The sequence below is a fragment of the Pseudomonas sp. PDNC002 genome, assembly GCF_016919445.1.
Lineage (GTDB): Bacteria > Pseudomonadota > Gammaproteobacteria > Pseudomonadales > Pseudomonadaceae > Pseudomonas.
Genome location: NZ_CP070356.1, coordinates 645,308 through 662,625, shown reverse-complemented (window position 1 = coordinate 662,625; position 17,318 = coordinate 645,308). Strand labels below are relative to the sequence as shown.

Genomic DNA, 17,318 nt, shown 5'->3' with positions numbered 1-17,318 from the left:
TGGTGCCAGGGACGGAATCAAACTTTTCCATACAAGCATTGCTCTGCAAGGGCTTTGCTATCTGCTATCAGTAATCTACTCACAAATCTACTCACATTTGTGCGGGTGACACCTTGTATGGGGTGCAAGGCGGCAGGTTCGACCCCTCTCCGGGACACCAGCTATTCGCGATATCCAGCCGCTCTTCCTGGGTGATTATTACGCCTTGTTGGGTTTCCACGGGATCACAGCTGGATCTTTGCTGCTCTCGCCTGTTACGGCGTGAGTGGTCACCGCGGGCCACCCATTCATTTTGATGGTGTGCCTGATCCCGTTCTGCTTCAAGACGCGCATTTGGCCGGACTTGGTTCTAGCGCCGGTGAGCTCGCATACCTCCTCGTGGGTCAGAAATTCGATTGGCATAAGCTCCTCCCATCGCTTCGGTATCGTGCTACACCGGAGGGACAGTGAACTGGGGATTTGCGCATGTCTTCAAGAGAACCGTTAGCCGTTGCGGCCAGGAAGCTCCACGAACAGTTGAACGCGTTGACGACAACCGTCGGCGAAATCGTGGAGATTCTAGAAGGTCGGCCACACCAGCCCCCGATGCTGCCTGAGTGGCAAATGGCGGAATATCTTGGGATAACCAAGAAGGCCTTGGCCTCTCGCAGGTGCAAAAAGCTCATACCAGAGCATTTGATGGTGAAGTTCAATCGTAGCTGGTACTACAACGTAGACGCATACGAGGAGTGGGTTCTCCAATTATGGGAATCCGCGCTAGCGGCTAGGCACATTTCTAAACCGCCTGCGCCAAAACGAAGGACGGCATCACCTGGGTACGGAAAACCGGTATATATCCTGAAGTGAGACTCCTGAGATCTGGCGCGCCACCTATTTTCATGCGCAGATCTGTTGAGCCTGGTGCTCATGATCCTTGATCGGCCGTAGCGCTGCCTGGGGTGTAGTGGCAATATGACTGCAGAGACGACAAGGAGGTCAGCGTGCGTATAGCAGTGCTCATCATTTTTGCGGCCATTCTCAGCGGCTGCGCCAACAATCAATCCAGCGCCCTGAAAGGCGAGTTCTTGCGCACGGTACCGCAGTGCCACGAAGCTCGAGATTGTGAACTCAAATGGTCAGCAGCCCGGAACTGGGTGCTGCGAAACGCCGGGTTCAAAATCCAGACCTACAACGATGATTTCATCGAAACGTACAACCCCCTTCCTAACTCACCAGCTCTTGCTGCCCGCGTGATCAAAGAGCCCATTCCCAGCGGAGGCTACGAGATCAGAGTTGAGTTGTGGTGCAACAATATTTTTGGATGCGTGCCTGACTCTTGGGCCTCGGCCGTCGACTTTAATAAGAAGGTCTCAGCGGCCGGCGCTCAAGCTGCTTCTGCTGAGCCGTTAGCACCTGCCTCAAACCAGCTAACCTCCGTGCCCACCGGCGAAATGTCTCGCGCACAGTGGCAACAGCAGCAGTTGGATGAGCTAGCGAAAAAGTCGATCCCCTACGAGCAGTACCAGCAGGAGTACCGCAGAATTATGGGACAGTAGACTTCGGCATAGCAAAGAACGTGATTGAACGAACTGAACAAGGAAACGAGCAGTGACGACCGACTTGGAGGTCAGCCTCCCGCTGGCCTTCTACTACGACACCAAGAAGCCAGTACCTATCCCAGATGTAATCAAGGCTCTCTCCGCCCTTGATCGAATGAGTCTCGGTATCCCTGCGTTTTTCACGGCCATCAGTGGCGCGAAGGTGGATTCGTGCTCCCTTAAGGTCTCGAAAATTGAATCGGGAAGCCTTAAGGAATACCTGGAATTAGCGTTAAAATTTCTAACGGCTGAAGAAAGGAAGAAATTCGAGGACTGGCTGAAGACTACGAAAATGGGCAAAGGACTTCGCTATACGATCATTGGTGGTGTTGCTGCTGCGGCCTTCGTAGTCGTTGCCTCTAGCGCCATCGCTCTGGTTGATAGGGTTTCTGGGGCCAACGCACCATCTATTAGCGCGAATAACAGCGTGGTCATGGTTGCAGGGCAGGACCTTTACAATGTCACCCCGCAGCAACTTGAAGCTGCTGTAAATGCCGCCCTCTCAAGAGACAGGAAGAAAATCGCTTCTGCGGCGCTTGATTTCGTAAAGCCGGCCTCTGGTCAGAATGGCGGTGCGATCTATGCCGGGGAGGACTCCAGCAGTGATCTCAAGATCAGCAAAGAGGCCGTCCGCGACGCTCCTGATAGCATCGACTTCAGTGCCAGTGATCAAGACATCAGCTATCAGAATGTTGCCATTGATATCAGAACCCTGAATCGTGACAGCGACCATTCTGGGTGGGTTGCTCGCATTCAGTCCATTGCGAACAACAAGAAGCTTGCCTTGTCCTTTGCCAGTGGTGTGGACTACTCTAAAGCGACATCGCAACAGTTCATTCAGGCAGATATAACAGTCACTTACACGCAGGACCCAAACAAGGGAGCATTAGTCCCCAAGGCAGTCCTTGTTACCAAGGTATACTGACAATTAGCCCCGCACCGCGGGGCTTTTCGTTTCTGGCCCCACTCCCCTGAGGCCCTACACTTTGCTTTCGCTAGCCTCAAAGGCTAAGAACTCTTGCAACCACTACGAAACAGGGAGGTGTTATGAGTTTCATCATGGGCATACTGGTAGCACTGATCGTGTACGGGAACTACCAAGTAAAGGACCTCCAAAAACAGCTTAAGGTGGCCACAGACAAAATCGACGCACTAGACGCTGCTGTCATGTCTGTTAAAGGCGATTTGGCGGATACCGCAATCATCGCTGAGGAGATTCGGAAGGCAACGGCGACCAGCTAAAGCGGTACCTTCTTATCATCACATGCGCCCTCCACTGAACGGTTGCCCGGTTTGCCAGTGCTGGGCAACTCTCTGGTGGCCTACGCTGAATCCTCTGCCCAGGAGGTTGCCATGGCCGACTTACCATCGCTGGCCTTCTCCTAGAGGTGATGGCGCTGCGCCATAGTGTTAGCATCATATGATATTCAGACAGAGAATTTATGGATGAAAGCTCTAGCATCAATCCTTTTCGCAATCGCAATTGCGGGCGCTGGCTGGTTCGGTTGGACCAAATACCAAGGCAACCAAGAGTCTAGCGTTGCAGCCAATGCTACTCGCGCCGCAGCCTTGCAGATGGAAAGGCAATTGAACGCACGAAAGGAAGACGGAATTACCTTCGTCGAATATTTCAAGCGTGGTTCTTCAGTCATAGAGAAACTAGACGAAGAGGTAGCAGATCTTCAGACAAAGCCTTGGTCGTACCGTCAAAAAGATCGAGATTTGGCGATAGAGTTCATCGATCAGTGCAAGGCTGTCGTTCGCGCTGATCAAGCAGAGATGCGGCTTTTGTTGGAGCAAAGCACGGCCACTGATGCGCTTGATGTGGCTAAAAAGGATGTCGATGAGGCGACTAGCTCGGTTGCCATTGAGTTCGCGTCAAAGCGCAGATCCCGTGCCTCGGAAGACCTAATTCAGGTCTTAGACAAGCTGATTGAAAATGCCAAGCAGAACAAGCCAAAGATCGAAAAGATGATTGCAACTGACGATGCCGTGAAGTCCAGATTTGGTAAGGATGCAGGGCTCAGCGAAGCTACGTCTTTAAAGCTCAAACACTATATTGCGTCAGAGAAAGATGCCCAGCCTAAAGATGGTTGAGTGCGCGTCTCAAGCCCTTGGCACGAGCCTCCCACCCATTCTCAGAATGAGCGTGGCGCGGCAATGCTGACCTGAAACGCATTCAATCGGCGCCTGAGCTCGTCGCGCAGCTCATCAGACTCGATGTCGTCGAGCTGACGTTGCGCCCAGCCAACCCATAGCTTCTGGTGCCTGAGTCTACCCATCAGGATGCGGTGATACTCACGATCTGCGATAGACGCAAGCTTTCCTTTGGTTTGATGGCGGAGCAGAGCGTCAAGTCGCTTTTTCTCTTCCGCCGTGCGCTCTTCCGGAGAAAGGTTCGCTAGATTCCAAGTCATCGCTATGCCTCTCTCCCGGATGATGCTTAGGCGTCGTTCAGGCGCTCAATATTGTCATCCCAGCCCTCTTGATCTTCGATATCCAGAGGGTGACTCAGCTCTTCTTCTTCAGCTTCTGCTTCTGCCTCCGCCTCTGCTTCTTCTTCGAGGCGTAAAGCGAGCTCTTCAGCCTTTCGCTCCTCCTCGCTCAGAGGAAGCGTCTCTGCGTCATAAGTGATGGTGGTGCTGGAGTCTACTGGCTTGATCATCTTCTCATCCTTGGTTGGCAGATCTGGATCTCCTTATAGATCCTTTTCGAGCGTGATCTCAAGGGGGGCATTGGTGACCCAAAATGGTCAAAGCAGGTCTAGAGACGGCGATTCGATGGAAGTCGAAGCTGCGGCTCTCGCCTCTTTTCGGCCGATATCCCACCAAGGCGATCGTTGACTACCTGGCGCAGAACTTTGGGATGACCATCGCCACCCATAACGAATGGAAAGCAATTACGCTCCAACCACCTAGCCTGCGCGGAGGGTTTTCGGTAACCGCTAAGCTCAACCAATTCAATCGCTGTCAGCACAATGGATGTTTGCACTTCGAATCTCCAGGGAGCCCCAATCAGTGATTGAGGAACCAACAGTGAACACCGCGTTTCTGCTTATGGCCCAGTACAACGGAACAGCCATTATCCCGCTCGAGCGCGTATGCGCCGACTACTTCAGCCACCTGTCACCGGAGAAGCTCCAGCGGAAGGTGCTGGCCGGAGAGATCAATCTGCCGATCATACGCATGGAGCGCTCGCAGAAGACCGCGCGCGGCGTCCACCTCGCTGACCTAGCCAGGTACATCGATGATCGCCGGACAGAAGCACAGGAAGAGCTCAGAAAACTGAGACGGTGACACAAGCGCACGGTCTAGTTCAGGTCCAGTTAATTTGTTAACCATTTGCTGATTTCAAATGGATTTGCTGAAACGGTGAATCGCTAGTGCTGCGTGGGTTTCAGGCTTGCTTGTTAATTTGATTTGCTGATTAACAAGGGGTCAAAGGGGGGATTTATTATGCGCGTGGGAGCAGGCGTGGTTTCCAGTCGAAAGGGGATCTGAGTATCCGACTACCCCCCTACCCCTGGCGTGAGAACGCAGCAAAATTGTTGCGATTAGTGCTCAGTGAACTGGTCAGGCGGTTTCCGTGTAGGTGGGCCCAAAGATCTCCCTTGCCCGCCCCTGGTACTGCCTGGAAAACGCAGTGTCGTCCCTTACCTTAAGAGATGCCGAGTAATGGTCGCCATGTGTATAGTGATGGCCTCTAGCCACTCGCTCACTCACGCGGTGGTGGCAAGGAAGCATTCACCACACAAGGAGAAATGAAGTGCGAGACTTCTTCCGCATGACCTTCGGCGGTCTATCGACTCAATATTTTCTGCGCCAACTCTTCTTCGGAGTCCTCATTGCCGCAGCGATCCTTTGGATGGCGGCCCAAGGAGCTAAGGGAATTCAGGTAAACGCAGTCGTGTACGCGGTTATCTGCACGTTGCTTTACCCATACTCTCGCTTTGTGTACGAGCAGGTGGTCGGCTTCATCATGGGCAACAATGTGTTCTTCGGAAACGCTCTCGTCATGATGATTGCGAAGGCTTTCACCATGGTGCTGTGCTGGGCGTTCTCAATCTTCGTCGCCCCGGTTGGCCTGCTGTACCTGTACATCTACCACCGCAGGGCGGCCTAACCCTGGGCACTACAAGCTTTCTGAGAGTGGAGGCAAAGGATGGCCCGGTACCTCGTTCTGATTCTGATAGCAGCTTCCCTGCAGGCAAGCGCTGATTCGTTCCAGCCAAGCCACAGCTGCTCCGAACCTACAGTGCCGTACGAATTCGACGATGAGTTTGAGCGGCAAAACTTCATCAACGAAGTCGAAGAGTACAAACAGTGCCTGTCGGACTTTGTTGAGGAACAGAATGACGCTGTCCAGAAGCACAAGGCAGCAGCCGAGGAAGCGATTGACGACTGGAATAGTTTCGCCAGCTCTCTCAACTGATCACAAAAAACTACGGATTAGTAGTTGAATCAGTTCCGAGGCGGTTTCCGCCTCGGCGCCCACCAGGGTATGCATATCCCCCCGTTATCCAACTGGCCAACCATCGATGCCGATGGTTCTCTTCTGGCTGTATCCAAGATCAGCCGCCGTCTTCTTCGCGTGGCAACCATCAGGCCCTGAGCAGAGCACCTGGCAGTTCTCGTCCGTGTCAGCGCCACCAGCGTGGAGGGATAGCTTGTGATCAAGCTCGAAGCCTTCAGGGAAGGCGCATAGCTTTCCGCAGTGCGCACAGCATGGATTCTGCGACCACACTCGCAACCGACGCTCCTGAAGCTTCCTGCCGGTCATCCTGCGCTCTCGGGTGCTGGGCAATGGGCGCGGCTCTTTCCCTTTGAATTCTTGCAGGCGAGGCTTGAGGGTACGCAATCTAGCCATTAGCTGTGCTTCTCCATCAGCAGTAGAAGAATGATGTCTTTGGCCAGCCGAACACGCTCTCTGCAATCGTCCTGGAACTTGCCAACCACTTCGCTTACGTCTTGATCGACGATCTCCTGCTGCTCTGGGGAAAGCCGGGCGCGGGACGTGAACTTGACGTTCACTGAGAAGTGAAGAGCTCGATGGTAGTCCTGGAATTCTTCCAGAATCCGATCTACTGCCTCGGGTCTAACGCCCTTTGATACCAAGTAGTCCCGTGTCTCTCTGCCTTCCCGGCGCCAAATGCGGTCGATGCTGCACGGCATTGGAACGACCTGTGACATCAGACATATCTCCCTGAGTCGCGCATGATGCGCTGGATTTGCCGAGCAGCTTTCGCGTTGGCTTGGTTCTGGCTTTTGCCGTCGGTGGTGCTCTGGTTGAATACGATGCTGATCGAGCCGGACTCGCGACGATTCATGGCCGCTTCGTCCAATTGCTTGTCCAGCTTTGCGCTGGTTTCAGCGGTGACTACTCGCTCACCGCGCTGGAGTAACCAAGTGCCCGTTTCCGGTACTGAGTCGATTCCGTCGTGTGCCATCCCGAGCAGCGCCAGGCTTTCCGCTAGCGAGGTGGTAGACGCAATACCGGCCATTGCAGGCGCTGAGTTACTGCCAAACGATGCCAGGGAAGCCATTGCTGCCGCCGGCGCGTAAGCAGTGGCGATTGCCGGGCCTGCGACAGCCGCCTGTGCGACAGCGGCAGTGGCGGTGGTCTGCCCCATAGCTAGCTGGACGGCCTGCATGACGATCCATTGGGCAGCCATATCGGTCATCGCCTTTAGGACGGACTGAATGATCGTCTGGCCGATATCGGCAAAGGCATCGCGTACGCTCTCTGCGCCGGTGATCACGTCATAGAGGTTGTCGCTGATGGAGTCTGTGGTGTTCTGCAGCACATTCGCCATAGCGCTGTAGGCTTGGGCAGAGATATTGCTGGCTTGGTCGTAATAGTCCTGCAGAGCGGACGATGCGCCATTAGTCCAGTCTGCCTGGGCCTCATCGAGCTTCTGATATCCCTCCTGTTGAATCTGTAGCCGCTCTTCTAGAGCAGCCTTCAGCGCTTCGTTCTCCTTGGCGTAAAGGTCTTCGCTGATCTGTCCAGTGTTGCGCTGCTGGAGCAAGCGATCCTGCTGACGCTGGAAGTCCTTGGTGATGTCGATCATCTCCTGGGCGCGCTTAGCCTCCTTGCTGCCCATGCCGATCGTGGCCAAGTACTGCTGCTGGCTATCCCTCGCCTGCTGGAGCTGCGAGTTCAGGTTCTGCTGGTAAGCATCAAGCTTTCGCATCTCTTCCAGCGTTTGCTTACGCAGAGAAATCTCTTGCTCGAGAGCTGCGTTTTTCTTGAGTTGGGCGGTGATCAAGTCCTCGTTTGCCAGCAGCGATTTCTGATCCGCTGTGAGCGTTTGCTTCGACTTGATATCGGCGAGTTGCTGCTCCCATCTTGCCAAAGCCTGGGACTGCTCGCCGAGTTTCTGCGTTGACTTATCTTGCTCATCCAGGGCGCTGTTTTGCATCTGAATGGCAGCGTACTGCTGGCGAAGGTTGTCCAGCATCTTGGTGCCGGCGTCTTCCGAGTACGCCTTACTCCGGCCGCTCGACTTCTTGTCGAACTGGGAGTTGATCTGCTTCAAGCGCTCATCATAGGAGCCGCCAAAGAAGTTTTGGCCGTCGTACTCGACACCGGCAAGCAGAGGGCTTGAGCGCCCAGTGATGCTGGCTGCCTTCGACAGCTCAAGGTATTGCTCCTTGAGGTCGTTCAGCGCTTTCTCTTTCTTCTTCTCTGGCGAGCCATCAGTGAGGGCGGCATCAATGATCCCGGAGTACTTGATGTAGTCCTGATTGGCCTGATTGGCTTCGGCCTGGATCTTGACGAGGTTGGACTCTGCGGTGGCCTGGCTGTTGAGGAGCTGGATCCGCTGCTGGAGATACTGGATACCTTCCTGACCGGTGACGGTGCCGCGCTCACCAGGAATTGATACCTCCTGTGCTGGATGGTTCTGAAGGAACTCCAGTTGACTCTGAGTTTGCGCCAGCAGCTCCCCATTGGTCTGGGGCATGAATTTGGAGCGGCCAAAGTTATAGGCCTTGGCAGCCGCTTCGGAGATTCGATTCCACGCATCCTCGATGCCGGTCAGGGAACTCTTGTACTGATCAAGGCGAGCAAGGGCATTTTTGTTCATGCTCTCGCTGAGGGTATCGAGAGCCTGCTGGTGGTTGCCCTGATCGTCGAGCGCTTTGATCAGGTCGTACTGCTCCGCGGTGAGCAGGCCGTATTGCTCGCTAGCTTTCTGCGCAGCATCGGTAGCGTTGTCGCCGAGCTTCGCGAACGCATTTGCCAGATCGGTAGCACTCTTGCCGCTGTATTGAGCAACGGCCGCAGCGGCTTCGCCCAGATTTTCAACTTGGGTAACGCTGAGGTGCCCAGCCGCGGCCAGCGCCTTGATCGCATCCTCGGCGTCGCTGAAGTCGCCGACGGTGTTGCCGATCTGGCGAGACAGCTCAATGAGCGCGCCGCTGGTTGCTGCGATGGTGTTATTGCCATCGAGCAAGGCTTTGCTGAATTCGCTCTGTACCTTCTCTGCGTCGTACCAGGCATAGCCCAGCGCGGCGATTGCGGCTGCCGCGGCGGTGGCTGGCGTCACCAGGGAAGCGATATAGCTACCAGTTGCCTTGAGCGCATTACCGGCCCCACCGAAGGAGTCTTTGATTTGGCCGCCCTGTTGCAGGAACACGGTGAGTGGGTTTTGGCCGGCAGCAATCGAAGTGGCAATATCAGTGAACTGAGCAGGTAGAGTCCCCAGCGCTGCGCTGTACTGTTTGGCAGACATCGTTCCGCTCTTGAACGAAGTGTTGGCCGACCCGAGCTGATCCATCTGTTTGCCGAGGACGGCATTGAGCCGCTCGAAGTCGGATGTCGGAATCAGTCCCGCCTTCCAGTGCCTCTCCAACTCAGCCGACTGCTTCACCAGATTGTTCATGGCGCCAACAACCGGGTCGATCTGACCAACAAGACGCTCAGCAGCTTCGCCTTGCTTCTGGAAAGCTTTGGTAGCACCAGCAACCTTCCGTTCGGCCTTGTCCATGCCACGCTCAAAGCTGCCGGTGTTGGCGATCAGGTCGACTGTAAGGGTGCCAAGGCTATCAGTGGCCATCTAATTCTCCTGCTGCAAAATTGGTTGCCTGCCACCGTGCCGGCGATATCGCGCTTGAAGTCGCTCGTAGGAGGGATTGCACGCGCAGGCTGTCGCGGTTGTTCTGGACACTCACGACTTGTCCGTTGAAGTCAGTGCTAGTGGATCTGCTGTGGCTCAAGCTTGAGCGTCATCAAGTGGGGCGCCGGGTCGCCCTTCAGCACGAGGATGATCAGTTGGTCTGGCTCGACCTTCAGCACCCGAACCTCTCCCACTTCCTCGCTGACCTGGGCCAGGCGCCCGGCCAGTTCGGGGTGGATGGGAAGCTGCTTCATGTGCGCGAGATAGGCCTCGGGAAGCTCGGCTAGAAACTGCGGGAGGCGATCATCGGAGGCCTCGAAGAACTCTCTCATCAGGTCGCTCATGGGCGGCGCCCCTTACCCTGGTGCTGGGCTTCCTCGCGGAGTGCTGCAGACGAGATTTCGAAGGCACGACGCATGTCGTCGAAGGTGCCGTAGTCGTCGAGTTCTTCATCCTCGTAGTTCGCACGAGCAGCGATCATGGCGAGCTTCTGAAAGAGACGACCATCGAGCCAGTCCGCGTTCTGGCCGATGATCCGACCCATGGCGAAAATGACTTCGTTGCAGTTCTGATTCGAGCTCATCGCTGCGCCCCCTTGGCCGAGAGCTGCCAATCAGGCGCGGCTTCGTCGGGCGCCTTGTCGGTGGCCTTCACCGCTGTCCAGAGGCTGCCCTTGTGGGTCACACAATCGCCGCGGCGGTAGTCCATGGCGCGCTGCCAAGTGCCGCAGTATTTGAGACCGCGTTCTTCGAGCGTGGCGGCCTTTTCGGACAACTGCCGAATCTCGCTTTCGAGCCGTTCGATGCGCTCAAGCGACATGATCAGTTGGCCAGCGAGAATGCCGACTCCAGCCACCCCATAGGATTCTCTTACGCCCCCATCAGAAGCCTCTTTGGCCGCTTCTGTGATCTTCTTCAGAATGGATTTGGAGCGATCCTCAAAACTGCCCATCACACACCCCACTGAACGCCGGACAGCCAGGCGACGGAGCCAGAACGAACCGCTTCCCAGTTCAGGAAACGCTCGGCCAGAGCTGAGGTGAGATTGTTCTGCCAGAGCGACAGGTACCCGGAACCACCTTGCCCGTCGTCCATTTGGATGGTTGCGATCGTGGATTGTTGGATATCGACACCTTCGTCGGTGAGGATGATTCCGGCCGGATCAATCAGAGCCACCAAAGCGCCGTTGGAGTCCTTCGGTACCGAATCGCTGGTCACCACCGGCACGCCAAACAGTTCCCCACCCCGGACTGTCAGACTCGTCTCGCCAAGGGTGGCCTGCATCATCGACAGCTCGAGGGCCGTCTCTGGATGCATTGCGATGACAGCGGTTTCTAGCGAGCCACCGAATGCCGCGAAGAGCGCACGAATATCGGCGCGCACGGCGTCTGCATCGTTGCCAGAGGAAGGCACAGGAGTAACACCGTTGGTGATAGATGCTGGTGACTCGGCACCGCCTGCGTTGGCTGGATCCAGGAAAGAGATACCCTCGAGGGCGGCAATTGGATTCACCAAGTCATTACTCACTGCCGATTCAAATGCGGCGCCCTGCCCCTGAAGCAATTCGTTGGTCAGCACCAAAAGAGCGGTGATCTTTTTCGAGTCCAGACGCTTCTGCTCAAAGGCAGTATGCGTGGCTACCTTCGGTTGTCCCTGGCCAGTCCAATGCGCAGCAGGTCTCTCGGTTTGTGCCAGAACTCGGGTTTCTGCCGGGATCATCCGGAAGGGAGAGACCGCATTGATCTTGCCGATGAGCGAGCGAGTCTGGACAAGTTCGATGAATGCGCGCCCAGCGGAGCGGAAATCAGGGTCGGCATGGAGGTCACTGGTCGTAACTACGGCCTTTTCCAACAGGCGCACCACTGCGCTGGAGTGGCCGTAGAGCTTTCGACTGACCGTCAGAGCTATCTGCCGATCACGGTTGGCCAGCATCGCTTTGGCGAATTGGGAAAGGACGAGTTCGCGCATGGGTTTCTCCAGGAAAAGTTGCTGGAGAAATGGTCGCTTCCTTGCGACCTCGGAACCATGCCGAGATTTCCGCCTATTCCGCGAAAACCGGCGTTTTCCGGGTTATCCGTGACCGTATGTCCTTTCGATCTCCACGGCGAGGTCGCGAAGCCGGTAAAGGCGGCGATTTCCGAGGCGCCGATGAGGCAACTGGCAGATGCCTTCGCTTACCTGCTTCCGCAGCGTGTCGCCGCTCGAGTACCCCAGCAGATCAGCAGCATCGTTCTCACTCACAGCGTGATCACCAGAGAGGCGAATCTCGCGCTCACGACAGGTCTCCAGCAACAACCTGGTGGTGGCCTCGATGCGCTCTTCTATCGAATCGCTCATCAGCACCACCCCGCTGCCAGTTTGCTGGTTTTCCGCATACTGGCTTGCTGGTTTTCCGCAACCAAGGATGCGAATGGCACTAACGCAGTGGGCGTTACCTCGCCGACGTCGTGAGCATCCACAGACTTGCTACCAAGGCGGAAAGCACTTTCCACCAGACGTACACGCTTCGTGACCAAGCGTGACCAGAACCCGGCAGTAACCCAGCCGGTTTGCCTTGGGTTTGCACGATGCTGAGCATCGCCTTGGTCGTGGTCTGAGTCAGACGTTTTGGTCTGTTTCGCGCCAGAGTGGAAACGCCTCAGTGAGACCAAATAGCCACACTGGAGCGCGTCATGCCGGCGCTGAACTCGCTCGAGAACCGGGGAATTCCGCGCCGCCGCACATCCCGCGCCGGCATTGGACGACGTCACCATCCTTCTCGGCCCGCTTACGACTACCCGGGCCAGGTCGGACAAAAATCCGAGGTCGGAAATTTTGCGCCGATGCGCCGCGCGCACTTCTGAGCCCTTTTTGGAGCTGCAGAACAGGTAGATCAACAGATCTACATCCCAGGCTGCGCCTGGTATATCTAATAAGGAGTCCAGAAAGTGGACTAAGTGAAACCGCTCCATGCGTCCACTTTCTGGACCGATGAGAGTGTTTTCCATGGATCAGCAGGCCTCCATGAGTCCATTTTCTGGACGCAGTGCGTCCACTTTCTGGACAGGGTTTTTTACTCTTTCGAGGCTGAATTTCCGCGGAGCCGTAGCAGTCGGTGATACCTCGATCTTCTCATCGCAGGGATCGATGGGGCGCCATGTGATTGCGTACAAGGCGCAGCAACCGCCGGGCTTGATGAATCTGCCTTCACGGGTACGCACGATCAGATCACGCGCCTGAAGCTCCTCCAGCGCCTTTGCTAGCGTTGTGCGGCTATTCATGCCCCATTGCTTGGCTTGGGTGAAAGATGCGCTGAGGTCCCCGTTGTTCGCGCCGCGGTACTGCCGGAGCAAACCCAGCAGTACCTTGAGCGCGCCACCGGAGAGCGCCCGAAAATCCTCGCTGTCCATCACCGCATGGGGAATGGCAGCGAAGGTCCCGGACTCTCGGCGGCCTTTCGACCTGGCGAGAGAGCGGGCCATTTAAAACGGGACCAGCGCCGGCGTTCCAGGAACCCTTTTGTATCCAAGGCGCTCGCGGGTCCTCAGCTCACGCTCCCGCGACCGCCTAACAGCAGCTTGTGAAACCTTGCTGCCTACGAACTCCATCCGCTCGTTCGTCGTTAGCATCCACTCCGTAACGTTCTCGTACTGCCCGGTCCCGCGTTGACCCTTGAAAACTTTCTTCTTGGGTACGAAAGATTCGATGAGGAATAGGCATTCGCTGACGTGCTGCTCGATTTCCTTTCCGTGCTCGCTAAGGGGAAGCGGCTCGCCGGGACGGATCACATTCCAGGCATAGCGATCCGCAAGAACTTCGTTAACCATCGTCATCCAGCGCTCGCAGCGCTTACGGATTTGCGTGTTCTCGATATCTGAGGTGGCATAGGTCTCGAAATTGTCGACTCGATGGCCAATCTCGTGCTGCAGAATGAATGGATAAATCTCGTAGTCCTCGAGTGCTGACCAGTCGAGCTCTGGGCGAATGGCGCCCCTGAAACTCTCAGTTTTCACCGAAGCGGCGAGAGTGATCCCCGCTATTTCGTCGTAGCGAACAACATCGCAAGATGCGTCGATGAAGACTGAGCGAGCCATTCGGTTGAACATCCCCCAGTTGTTGCCCAACTCACGGTAAGTAGCGATATCGAGGTAGCTGCCGCTTTCCTTCGCCTGCCTGGCGTAATCCCGATATTGGCGGCGACCAAGTCGCAGAGTGGTATCGGTCTTCATTGCTCGCCTCCTTGCTGATCCTGAGCAGCGCAGGGAAGTCGGCGCATGATGAGTTCGCAATCGGGATACGTATCAATCAACTGATCCGCCAATTGGCGCATGGCATGAACGCCTGGAATGGGACCGTACTCAGCGAGGGAGTTACCGCGGAGGTCGAAGGCATGAACGACATAGTTTGCGCGAGATGCCATCAGCGCCGACTCAAGCGCGAAATCGTTGATAGCGCTCATTGGGCACCGCCTTGCGCTTCCAGAGCGCGAGCGCGGGCCATAGCTGCGTTGTAGCGGGCCAGGCGTACTGAAATTGAGGAGTTGGCGTGAAGAGCTGCCAGAGCCATTGCTCGGTGGGCAGCGGCGCGCGCTTTTAGGGCGGCAGACGGACTGAGGGCGTGTTTCATTGGCGGAGCTCCTTGATAGTGGAGCTGCCACCGTTCGCCGCGACGCGAAGGGAGGTGGCAGCTGTACGCGGGTTCGCGGACCGGCATCAAGGAAACCGGCACACCCGAAGGTGTCCCACGCACAGCCACCACCATAGAACGGCATTGCGAGCACAAAAAAAGCGCCAGCAATGGAGTCTTGGGGCGCTTGTGCGCCTTGATCATTCGGTCCGCGACGACCGTTCACGGGATTTACCGTGACGTAATCAAGATAGCCGCTGGAATTAGTGAGTGCAAGAGTCATGCTGCAACCCTCCGATTGAGGGTCATCATCGCCAGCGCACGCTGGGCACGCTTACGTCGCGACTCGGGGATGCTGTAGCGGTTCACGTCGCAGCCCTTCCCCCACCGAGTAGGCACACGTTCCGGCACCACCAGGAAATCGATCCCCCAGTTGTGCTTCAAGGCGCTGATGGTGGAGTTCAGGCAGTGATCGCCCAGGCGCTCGGCTTCGAAACGATTGAGGGATCCGCCGGCGACCAGGTAGGCAAGGATCCTGCTGACCTTGGTGGGAGCGTTCGCGACTGTGATAGTATTACGTTCAGAACGTTGTGGGCTGGCCTGTTGGTCGGCCTTTTTTTTGTCCATTAGGCGGCCACCCCGCGAGCTTCAGCGATGCGCTGTTCGCACCAGGCAACCACCTCGGATTCGATCCAGGCGGCGTGACCTTCGGACAGTTTGATTTGGGCGGGGAATGTGCCCAGCTTGATGCGCTTGTAGATCTCCGCTCGGCAAAGACTTGTACGTTGCTCAACTTCTTTGCGGCGGATGAAGCGGGGAGTCTCTTGCGTTGCCATCTTCGCCTCCATAGGCGTTTTGAAGATGGCTCCATCTTTCTAGAGACGGTATTAAAGAAAAATTCGGCAGACGTTACGGATATTGGGTTATTCGTAACGTTTAACTGGTTATCCGTGACGTCTCGGGGGATTCTTTCTTCTGCCTCCTGACTTGGCATAATCAGGCGCTAAGTCTGGCCTTATCCAGTCGGCAATGCTTGAGTTTTTGGGTAGATCGTCAAACCCCTCATCTACCAGTGCTTCCCTGACAATCTGGGCCATTTCACCTATTCTGATCAGTTGATCGGTATCCTCGCTCCACTTCATCTTGGCTATGGCACGCGCACGCAGGATGGTCTGCTGTATCGCTTCATTGCGATTGACTATTCCACTCTGCCGCTTCATCTCTATTTCTATCTTTTCGCAGGCGTCCTCATTTGCATGAAACGTGATTGCGATAACCAGACATTGCAGAGCGGCTTGGATGTCTTCGGATGCCTCCGGGTGCTTTTTTAAGACGGATGCGAACGCCTCAAAACTTATATCGACTGCTGTTCCATATTCGTCACTTGCTGTCTTTGGAAGGCAAACGCTAGTTATTTTCCGCATCTGCTCTAACGTGAGATCTCCAGGCTCGCCGATCTCGTCAAAAACAGCGTCAAGCTTCGCCCCAAACTTGCGGTGTGTTGGAGTCATCTTTTCGTCCATCACGAAGCTCTCCTGATAGGTTTCACATCTGCTCCAGCGCACAGCGCGTCGATTTCGTTCGCCCAGGCTTGCATCATTTGCCGGCGCTGATCGAGATAGTGAGCGTGGTTGTAGGTATCGCGGATCTCGTTTTCATCGCCGTGGGCCAGCTGACGCTCAATCCAATCACGGTTGTAACCGCGGTTGTTCAGTTCGGTACTCAGTAGGTGACGGAATCCGTGGCCAGTTTGCCTACCCTCATAACCGAGATTGCGCAGCGCCTTGTTGACGGTGTTCTCGGACAGGGGGCGGCCTGGATTTGCCTTGCCAGCGAAGGCGAGTTCATAGCGACCGGTGATCTCCTGCAGGTTGCGCAGCAGGTCGACCGCCTGGGTGGGTAGCGGAACGATATGGGGACGTCGTGCCTTCATCCTGGTCGCTGGAATGGTCCAGGTGGCGGCGTCCAGGTCGAATTCACTCCACGGGGCCTGTCGCAGTTCGCCAGGGCGTACGCCGGTCAGCACCAGCAGATGGATAGCGATCTTGGTCGACAGATCGCAAGACGCACTGGAGAGCAAATCCAGTAAGGCTGGGAGCTCTGCCAGCGGGACATGCGGGTGATGCTTCGCCCGGGGTGCGTGGGCGGCGACCACATCCAGATCGGTAGCGGGGTTGGTGGTGACCACTCCCTTGGCCAGACCGAAGCGGAAAATCTGGTTCAGCCATTGGCGGATCTTGCCGGCGGCGTTCAGGGTTCCGCGCGCTTCCACCTTGCGGACCAGCTCTACCACTTCGGGCCTGCTGATCTCTGACGAAGGCTGCTTTCCGATGGCGGGGATGATGTCGTTGTCCAGGTACAGACGAGCCTTGTAGGCAGTGGCCTCTGCCCATCGCGGAGCGCTGTAGTCGTACCACTCATTGGCCAGCCGCTCGAAGGTGTACGCCTCTGCCGCTCTGGCGCGCTTCTCAGCTTGCTTGTGATGGGATGGGTCTACCCCAGCGGCGACGTGTGATCGCGCAACGTCGCGCAATTCTCGGGCCTTGGCGAGCGTAACGGCCGGATAGGCACCAAGGCTGATCATCTTCGGCTTACCGGCGAAGCGGTACCGAAAGCGCCATAGCTTGCTGCTGGTGGGGGTGATTTCGAGGCTAAGGCCCAGGGTGTCAGAGAGGCGGTAGAGCTTCTCGCGGGGCTTGGCGGTACGGACTGCGGAGTCGGTGAGAGGCACGGCATTCCTCTGGAAGCCACGCCTGGCGCCAAATTGGCCGTCAGGTGTGAGTAGAAAATGAGGACCGAACTGCGGTTACTCACGAATCTACTCACAATTTTTGGAGCTTTCAACGGAACGGTGGGGAACCGTAGAAACAAAAAAACCGGCTCAAGGGCCGGTTTTCCTGTGTTGCCAAGCATCGTGAGGACTGCTGGACACCTATGTGTGGTGCCCAGGGACGGAATCGAACCGCCGACACGGGGATTTTCAATCCCCTGCTCTACCAACTGAGCTACCTGGGCAAC

Annotated in this window: 27 protein-coding genes and 1 tRNA gene; 7 read left to right on the top strand and 21 right to left on the bottom strand. The window is 56.2% G+C overall.

Going from position 1 to position 17,318, the window contains the following annotated elements; translation table 11 throughout:
- Positions 1–198: 198 nt before the first annotated feature.
- The gene (locus JVX91_RS03115) at positions 199–402 is read right to left on the bottom strand and encodes a DUF4224 domain-containing protein (RefSeq protein WP_205337985.1); all 204 of its coding nucleotides are present in this window, start codon (positions 400–402) and stop codon (positions 199–201) included.
- 578 nt (positions 403–980) lie between these two features.
- Between JVX91_RS03115 and JVX91_RS03110 the strand changes: the two genes are divergently transcribed.
- From JVX91_RS03110 to JVX91_RS03095, 4 genes are all read left to right on the top strand, one after another.
- The gene (locus tag JVX91_RS03110) at positions 981–1,535 is read left to right on the top strand and encodes a hypothetical protein (RefSeq protein WP_205337984.1); all 555 of its coding nucleotides are present in this window, start codon (positions 981–983) and stop codon (positions 1,533–1,535) included.
- A 52-nt stretch (positions 1,536–1,587) separates the two neighbouring features.
- Complete coding sequence (locus JVX91_RS03105) at positions 1,588–2,502, top strand: hypothetical protein (protein WP_205337983.1); 915 nt, start codon at positions 1,588–1,590, stop codon at positions 2,500–2,502.
- 122 nt (positions 2,503–2,624) lie between these two features.
- Positions 2,625–2,819, top strand: a complete 195-nt coding sequence (locus tag JVX91_RS03100; RefSeq protein ID WP_205337982.1) for a hypothetical protein — start codon at positions 2,625–2,627, stop codon at positions 2,817–2,819.
- Between the two features lie 204 nt (positions 2,820–3,023).
- Complete coding sequence (locus JVX91_RS03095; protein ID WP_205337981.1) at positions 3,024–3,674, top strand: hypothetical protein; 651 nt, start codon at positions 3,024–3,026, stop codon at positions 3,672–3,674.
- A gap of 41 nt (positions 3,675–3,715) precedes the next feature.
- Here JVX91_RS03095 and JVX91_RS03090 read toward each other — a convergent pair whose 3' ends face one another.
- The 3 genes from JVX91_RS03090 to JVX91_RS03080 all read right to left on the bottom strand — a co-directional run bounded on the left by JVX91_RS03090 (position 3,716) and on the right by JVX91_RS03080 (position 4,553).
- Positions 3,716–3,994 carry a hypothetical protein gene (locus JVX91_RS03090; RefSeq protein ID WP_205337980.1) on the bottom strand — a complete coding sequence of 93 codons (279 nt, stop codon included), beginning with the start codon at positions 3,992–3,994 and terminating at the stop codon, positions 3,716–3,718.
- Positions 3,995–4,020: 26 nt separating this feature from the next.
- Positions 4,021–4,242 (bottom strand): hypothetical protein, encoded by a 222-nt coding sequence (locus JVX91_RS03085; RefSeq protein WP_205337979.1) that lies wholly within the window; start codon positions 4,240–4,242, stop codon positions 4,021–4,023.
- Between the two features lie 98 nt (positions 4,243–4,340).
- Entirely contained in the window at positions 4,341–4,553 is a 213-nt protein-coding gene (locus JVX91_RS03080) for a DUF4224 domain-containing protein (protein WP_345890294.1), read from the bottom strand.
- 59 nt (positions 4,554–4,612) lie between these two features.
- On the opposite strand from JVX91_RS03080, the gene JVX91_RS03075 reads away from it, so the two are divergent.
- The 3 genes from JVX91_RS03075 to JVX91_RS03065 all read left to right on the top strand — a co-directional run bounded on the left by JVX91_RS03075 (position 4,613) and on the right by JVX91_RS03065 (position 6,008).
- Positions 4,613–4,873, top strand: coding sequence for a pyocin activator PrtN family protein (locus JVX91_RS03075; protein ID WP_205337978.1), 261 nt, complete (start codon positions 4,613–4,615; stop codon positions 4,871–4,873).
- A gap of 469 nt (positions 4,874–5,342) precedes the next feature.
- Entirely contained in the window at positions 5,343–5,699 is a 357-nt protein-coding gene (locus tag JVX91_RS03070) for a hypothetical protein (protein WP_205337977.1), read from the top strand.
- Between the two features lie 39 nt (positions 5,700–5,738).
- The gene (locus JVX91_RS03065) at positions 5,739–6,008 is read left to right on the top strand and encodes a hypothetical protein (protein ID WP_205337976.1); all 270 of its coding nucleotides are present in this window, start codon (positions 5,739–5,741) and stop codon (positions 6,006–6,008) included.
- A gap of 84 nt (positions 6,009–6,092) precedes the next feature.
- On the opposite strand, the gene JVX91_RS03060 is transcribed toward JVX91_RS03065, so the two are convergent.
- From JVX91_RS03060 to JVX91_RS02980, 17 genes are all read right to left on the bottom strand, one after another.
- Entirely contained in the window at positions 6,093–6,356 is a 264-nt protein-coding gene (locus JVX91_RS03060) for an HNH endonuclease signature motif containing protein (protein WP_240201692.1), read from the bottom strand.
- 86 nt (positions 6,357–6,442) lie between these two features.
- A complete protein-coding gene (locus JVX91_RS03055; RefSeq protein ID WP_205337974.1) occupies positions 6,443–6,766 on the bottom strand; it encodes a hypothetical protein in 324 nt (107 codons plus the stop codon).
- Positions 6,766–9,636: a phage tail tape measure protein gene (locus JVX91_RS03050; RefSeq protein WP_205337973.1), complete on the bottom strand. Its 2,871-nt coding sequence runs from the start codon at positions 9,634–9,636 to the stop codon at positions 6,766–6,768. Before JVX91_RS03050 ends, JVX91_RS03055 begins: the two co-directional genes overlap by 1 nt.
- 137 nt (positions 9,637–9,773) lie before the next feature.
- The gene (locus JVX91_RS03045; protein WP_205337972.1) at positions 9,774–10,040 is read right to left on the bottom strand and encodes a hypothetical protein; all 267 of its coding nucleotides are present in this window, start codon (positions 10,038–10,040) and stop codon (positions 9,774–9,776) included.
- On the bottom strand, positions 10,037–10,279 hold the full coding sequence (locus tag JVX91_RS03040; RefSeq protein WP_205337971.1) for a hypothetical protein: 243 nt from the start codon (positions 10,277–10,279) through the stop codon (positions 10,037–10,039). Before JVX91_RS03040 ends, JVX91_RS03045 begins: the two co-directional genes overlap by 4 nt.
- Entirely contained in the window at positions 10,276–10,647 is a 372-nt protein-coding gene (locus JVX91_RS03035) for a hypothetical protein (protein WP_205337970.1), read from the bottom strand. The genes JVX91_RS03040 and JVX91_RS03035 overlap by 4 nt, the downstream gene beginning before the upstream one ends.
- Complete coding sequence (locus JVX91_RS03030; RefSeq protein ID WP_205337969.1) at positions 10,647–11,663, bottom strand: phage major capsid protein; 1,017 nt, start codon at positions 11,661–11,663, stop codon at positions 10,647–10,649. Before JVX91_RS03030 ends, JVX91_RS03035 begins: the two co-directional genes overlap by 1 nt.
- Before the next feature lie 102 nt (positions 11,664–11,765).
- Positions 11,766–12,032 (bottom strand): hypothetical protein, encoded by a 267-nt coding sequence (locus tag JVX91_RS03025; RefSeq protein WP_205337968.1) that lies wholly within the window; start codon positions 12,030–12,032, stop codon positions 11,766–11,768.
- Complete coding sequence (locus JVX91_RS03020; RefSeq protein ID WP_205337967.1) at positions 12,032–12,682, bottom strand: hypothetical protein; 651 nt, start codon at positions 12,680–12,682, stop codon at positions 12,032–12,034. The genes JVX91_RS03025 and JVX91_RS03020 overlap by 1 nt, the downstream gene beginning before the upstream one ends.
- Positions 12,683–12,685: 3 nt before the next feature.
- Positions 12,686–13,156 (bottom strand): hypothetical protein, encoded by a 471-nt coding sequence (locus tag JVX91_RS03015; protein WP_205337966.1) that lies wholly within the window; start codon positions 13,154–13,156, stop codon positions 12,686–12,688.
- Positions 13,157–13,903 (bottom strand): hypothetical protein, encoded by a 747-nt coding sequence (locus tag JVX91_RS03010; RefSeq protein WP_205337965.1) that lies wholly within the window; start codon positions 13,901–13,903, stop codon positions 13,157–13,159.
- The gene (locus tag JVX91_RS03005; RefSeq protein WP_205337964.1) at positions 13,900–14,133 is read right to left on the bottom strand and encodes a hypothetical protein; all 234 of its coding nucleotides are present in this window, start codon (positions 14,131–14,133) and stop codon (positions 13,900–13,902) included. Before JVX91_RS03005 ends, JVX91_RS03010 begins: the two co-directional genes overlap by 4 nt.
- A gap of 446 nt (positions 14,134–14,579) precedes the next feature.
- Positions 14,580–14,927, bottom strand: a complete 348-nt coding sequence (locus JVX91_RS03000) for a hypothetical protein (RefSeq protein WP_205337963.1) — start codon at positions 14,925–14,927, stop codon at positions 14,580–14,582.
- Complete coding sequence (locus tag JVX91_RS02995) at positions 14,927–15,136, bottom strand: AlpA family phage regulatory protein (RefSeq protein WP_205337962.1); 210 nt, start codon at positions 15,134–15,136, stop codon at positions 14,927–14,929. Before JVX91_RS02995 ends, JVX91_RS03000 begins: the two co-directional genes overlap by 1 nt.
- 108 nt (positions 15,137–15,244) lie before the next feature.
- Positions 15,245–15,823: a hypothetical protein gene (locus tag JVX91_RS02990; protein ID WP_205337961.1), complete on the bottom strand. Its 579-nt coding sequence runs from the start codon at positions 15,821–15,823 to the stop codon at positions 15,245–15,247.
- Complete coding sequence (locus tag JVX91_RS02985; protein ID WP_205337960.1) at positions 15,823–17,031, bottom strand: tyrosine-type recombinase/integrase; 1,209 nt, start codon at positions 17,029–17,031, stop codon at positions 15,823–15,825. Before JVX91_RS02985 ends, JVX91_RS02990 begins: the two co-directional genes overlap by 1 nt.
- A gap of 208 nt (positions 17,032–17,239) precedes the next feature.
- Positions 17,240–17,315, bottom strand: a tRNA-Phe gene (locus JVX91_RS02980).
- Positions 17,316–17,318 lie beyond the last annotated feature (3 nt).

Coding starts and splice junctions, on each gene's coding strand:
- JVX91_RS03025 (WP_205337968.1), bottom strand. CDS start 12,032: ATGAGCGATTCGATAGAAGAGCGCATCGAGGCCACCACCAGGTTGTTG.
- JVX91_RS02990 (WP_205337961.1), bottom strand. CDS start 15,823: ATGGACGAAAAGATGACTCCAACACACCGCAAGTTTGGGGCGAAGCTT.
- JVX91_RS03030 (WP_205337969.1), bottom strand. CDS start 11,663: ATGCGCGAACTCGTCCTTTCCCAATTCGCCAAAGCGATGCTGGCCAAC.
- JVX91_RS03020 (WP_205337967.1), bottom strand. CDS start 12,682: ATGGAAAACACTCTCATCGGTCCAGAAAGTGGACGCATGGAGCGGTTT.
- JVX91_RS03050 (WP_205337973.1), bottom strand. CDS start 9,636: ATGGCCACTGATAGCCTTGGCACCCTTACAGTCGACCTGATCGCCAAC.
- JVX91_RS03000 (WP_205337963.1), bottom strand. CDS start 14,927: ATGGACAAAAAAAAGGCCGACCAACAGGCCAGCCCACAACGTTCTGAA.
- JVX91_RS03005 (WP_205337964.1), bottom strand. CDS start 14,133: ATGAGCGCTATCAACGATTTCGCGCTTGAGTCGGCGCTGATGGCATCT.
- JVX91_RS03115 (WP_205337985.1), bottom strand. CDS start 402: ATGCCAATCGAATTTCTGACCCACGAGGAGGTATGCGAGCTCACCGGC.
- JVX91_RS03060 (WP_240201692.1), bottom strand. CDS start 6,356: ATGACCGGCAGGAAGCTTCAGGAGCGTCGGTTGCGAGTGTGGTCGCAG.
- JVX91_RS03085 (WP_205337979.1), bottom strand. CDS start 4,242: ATGATCAAGCCAGTAGACTCCAGCACCACCATCACTTATGACGCAGAG.
- JVX91_RS03090 (WP_205337980.1), bottom strand. CDS start 3,994: ATGACTTGGAATCTAGCGAACCTTTCTCCGGAAGAGCGCACGGCGGAA.
- JVX91_RS03040 (WP_205337971.1), bottom strand. CDS start 10,279: ATGAGCTCGAATCAGAACTGCAACGAAGTCATTTTCGCCATGGGTCGG.
- JVX91_RS03015 (WP_205337966.1), bottom strand. CDS start 13,156: ATGGCCCGCTCTCTCGCCAGGTCGAAAGGCCGCCGAGAGTCCGGGACC.
- JVX91_RS03010 (WP_205337965.1), bottom strand. CDS start 13,903: ATGAAGACCGATACCACTCTGCGACTTGGTCGCCGCCAATATCGGGAT.
- JVX91_RS03095 (WP_205337981.1), top strand. CDS start 3,024: ATGAAAGCTCTAGCATCAATCCTTTTCGCAATCGCAATTGCGGGCGCT.
- JVX91_RS03065 (WP_205337976.1), top strand. CDS start 5,739: ATGGCCCGGTACCTCGTTCTGATTCTGATAGCAGCTTCCCTGCAGGCA.
- JVX91_RS03100 (WP_205337982.1), top strand. CDS start 2,625: ATGAGTTTCATCATGGGCATACTGGTAGCACTGATCGTGTACGGGAAC.
- JVX91_RS03035 (WP_205337970.1), bottom strand. CDS start 10,647: ATGGGCAGTTTTGAGGATCGCTCCAAATCCATTCTGAAGAAGATCACA.
- JVX91_RS02995 (WP_205337962.1), bottom strand. CDS start 15,136: ATGGCAACGCAAGAGACTCCCCGCTTCATCCGCCGCAAAGAAGTTGAG.
- JVX91_RS03055 (WP_205337974.1), bottom strand. CDS start 6,766: ATGTCACAGGTCGTTCCAATGCCGTGCAGCATCGACCGCATTTGGCGC.
- JVX91_RS03045 (WP_205337972.1), bottom strand. CDS start 10,040: ATGAGCGACCTGATGAGAGAGTTCTTCGAGGCCTCCGATGATCGCCTC.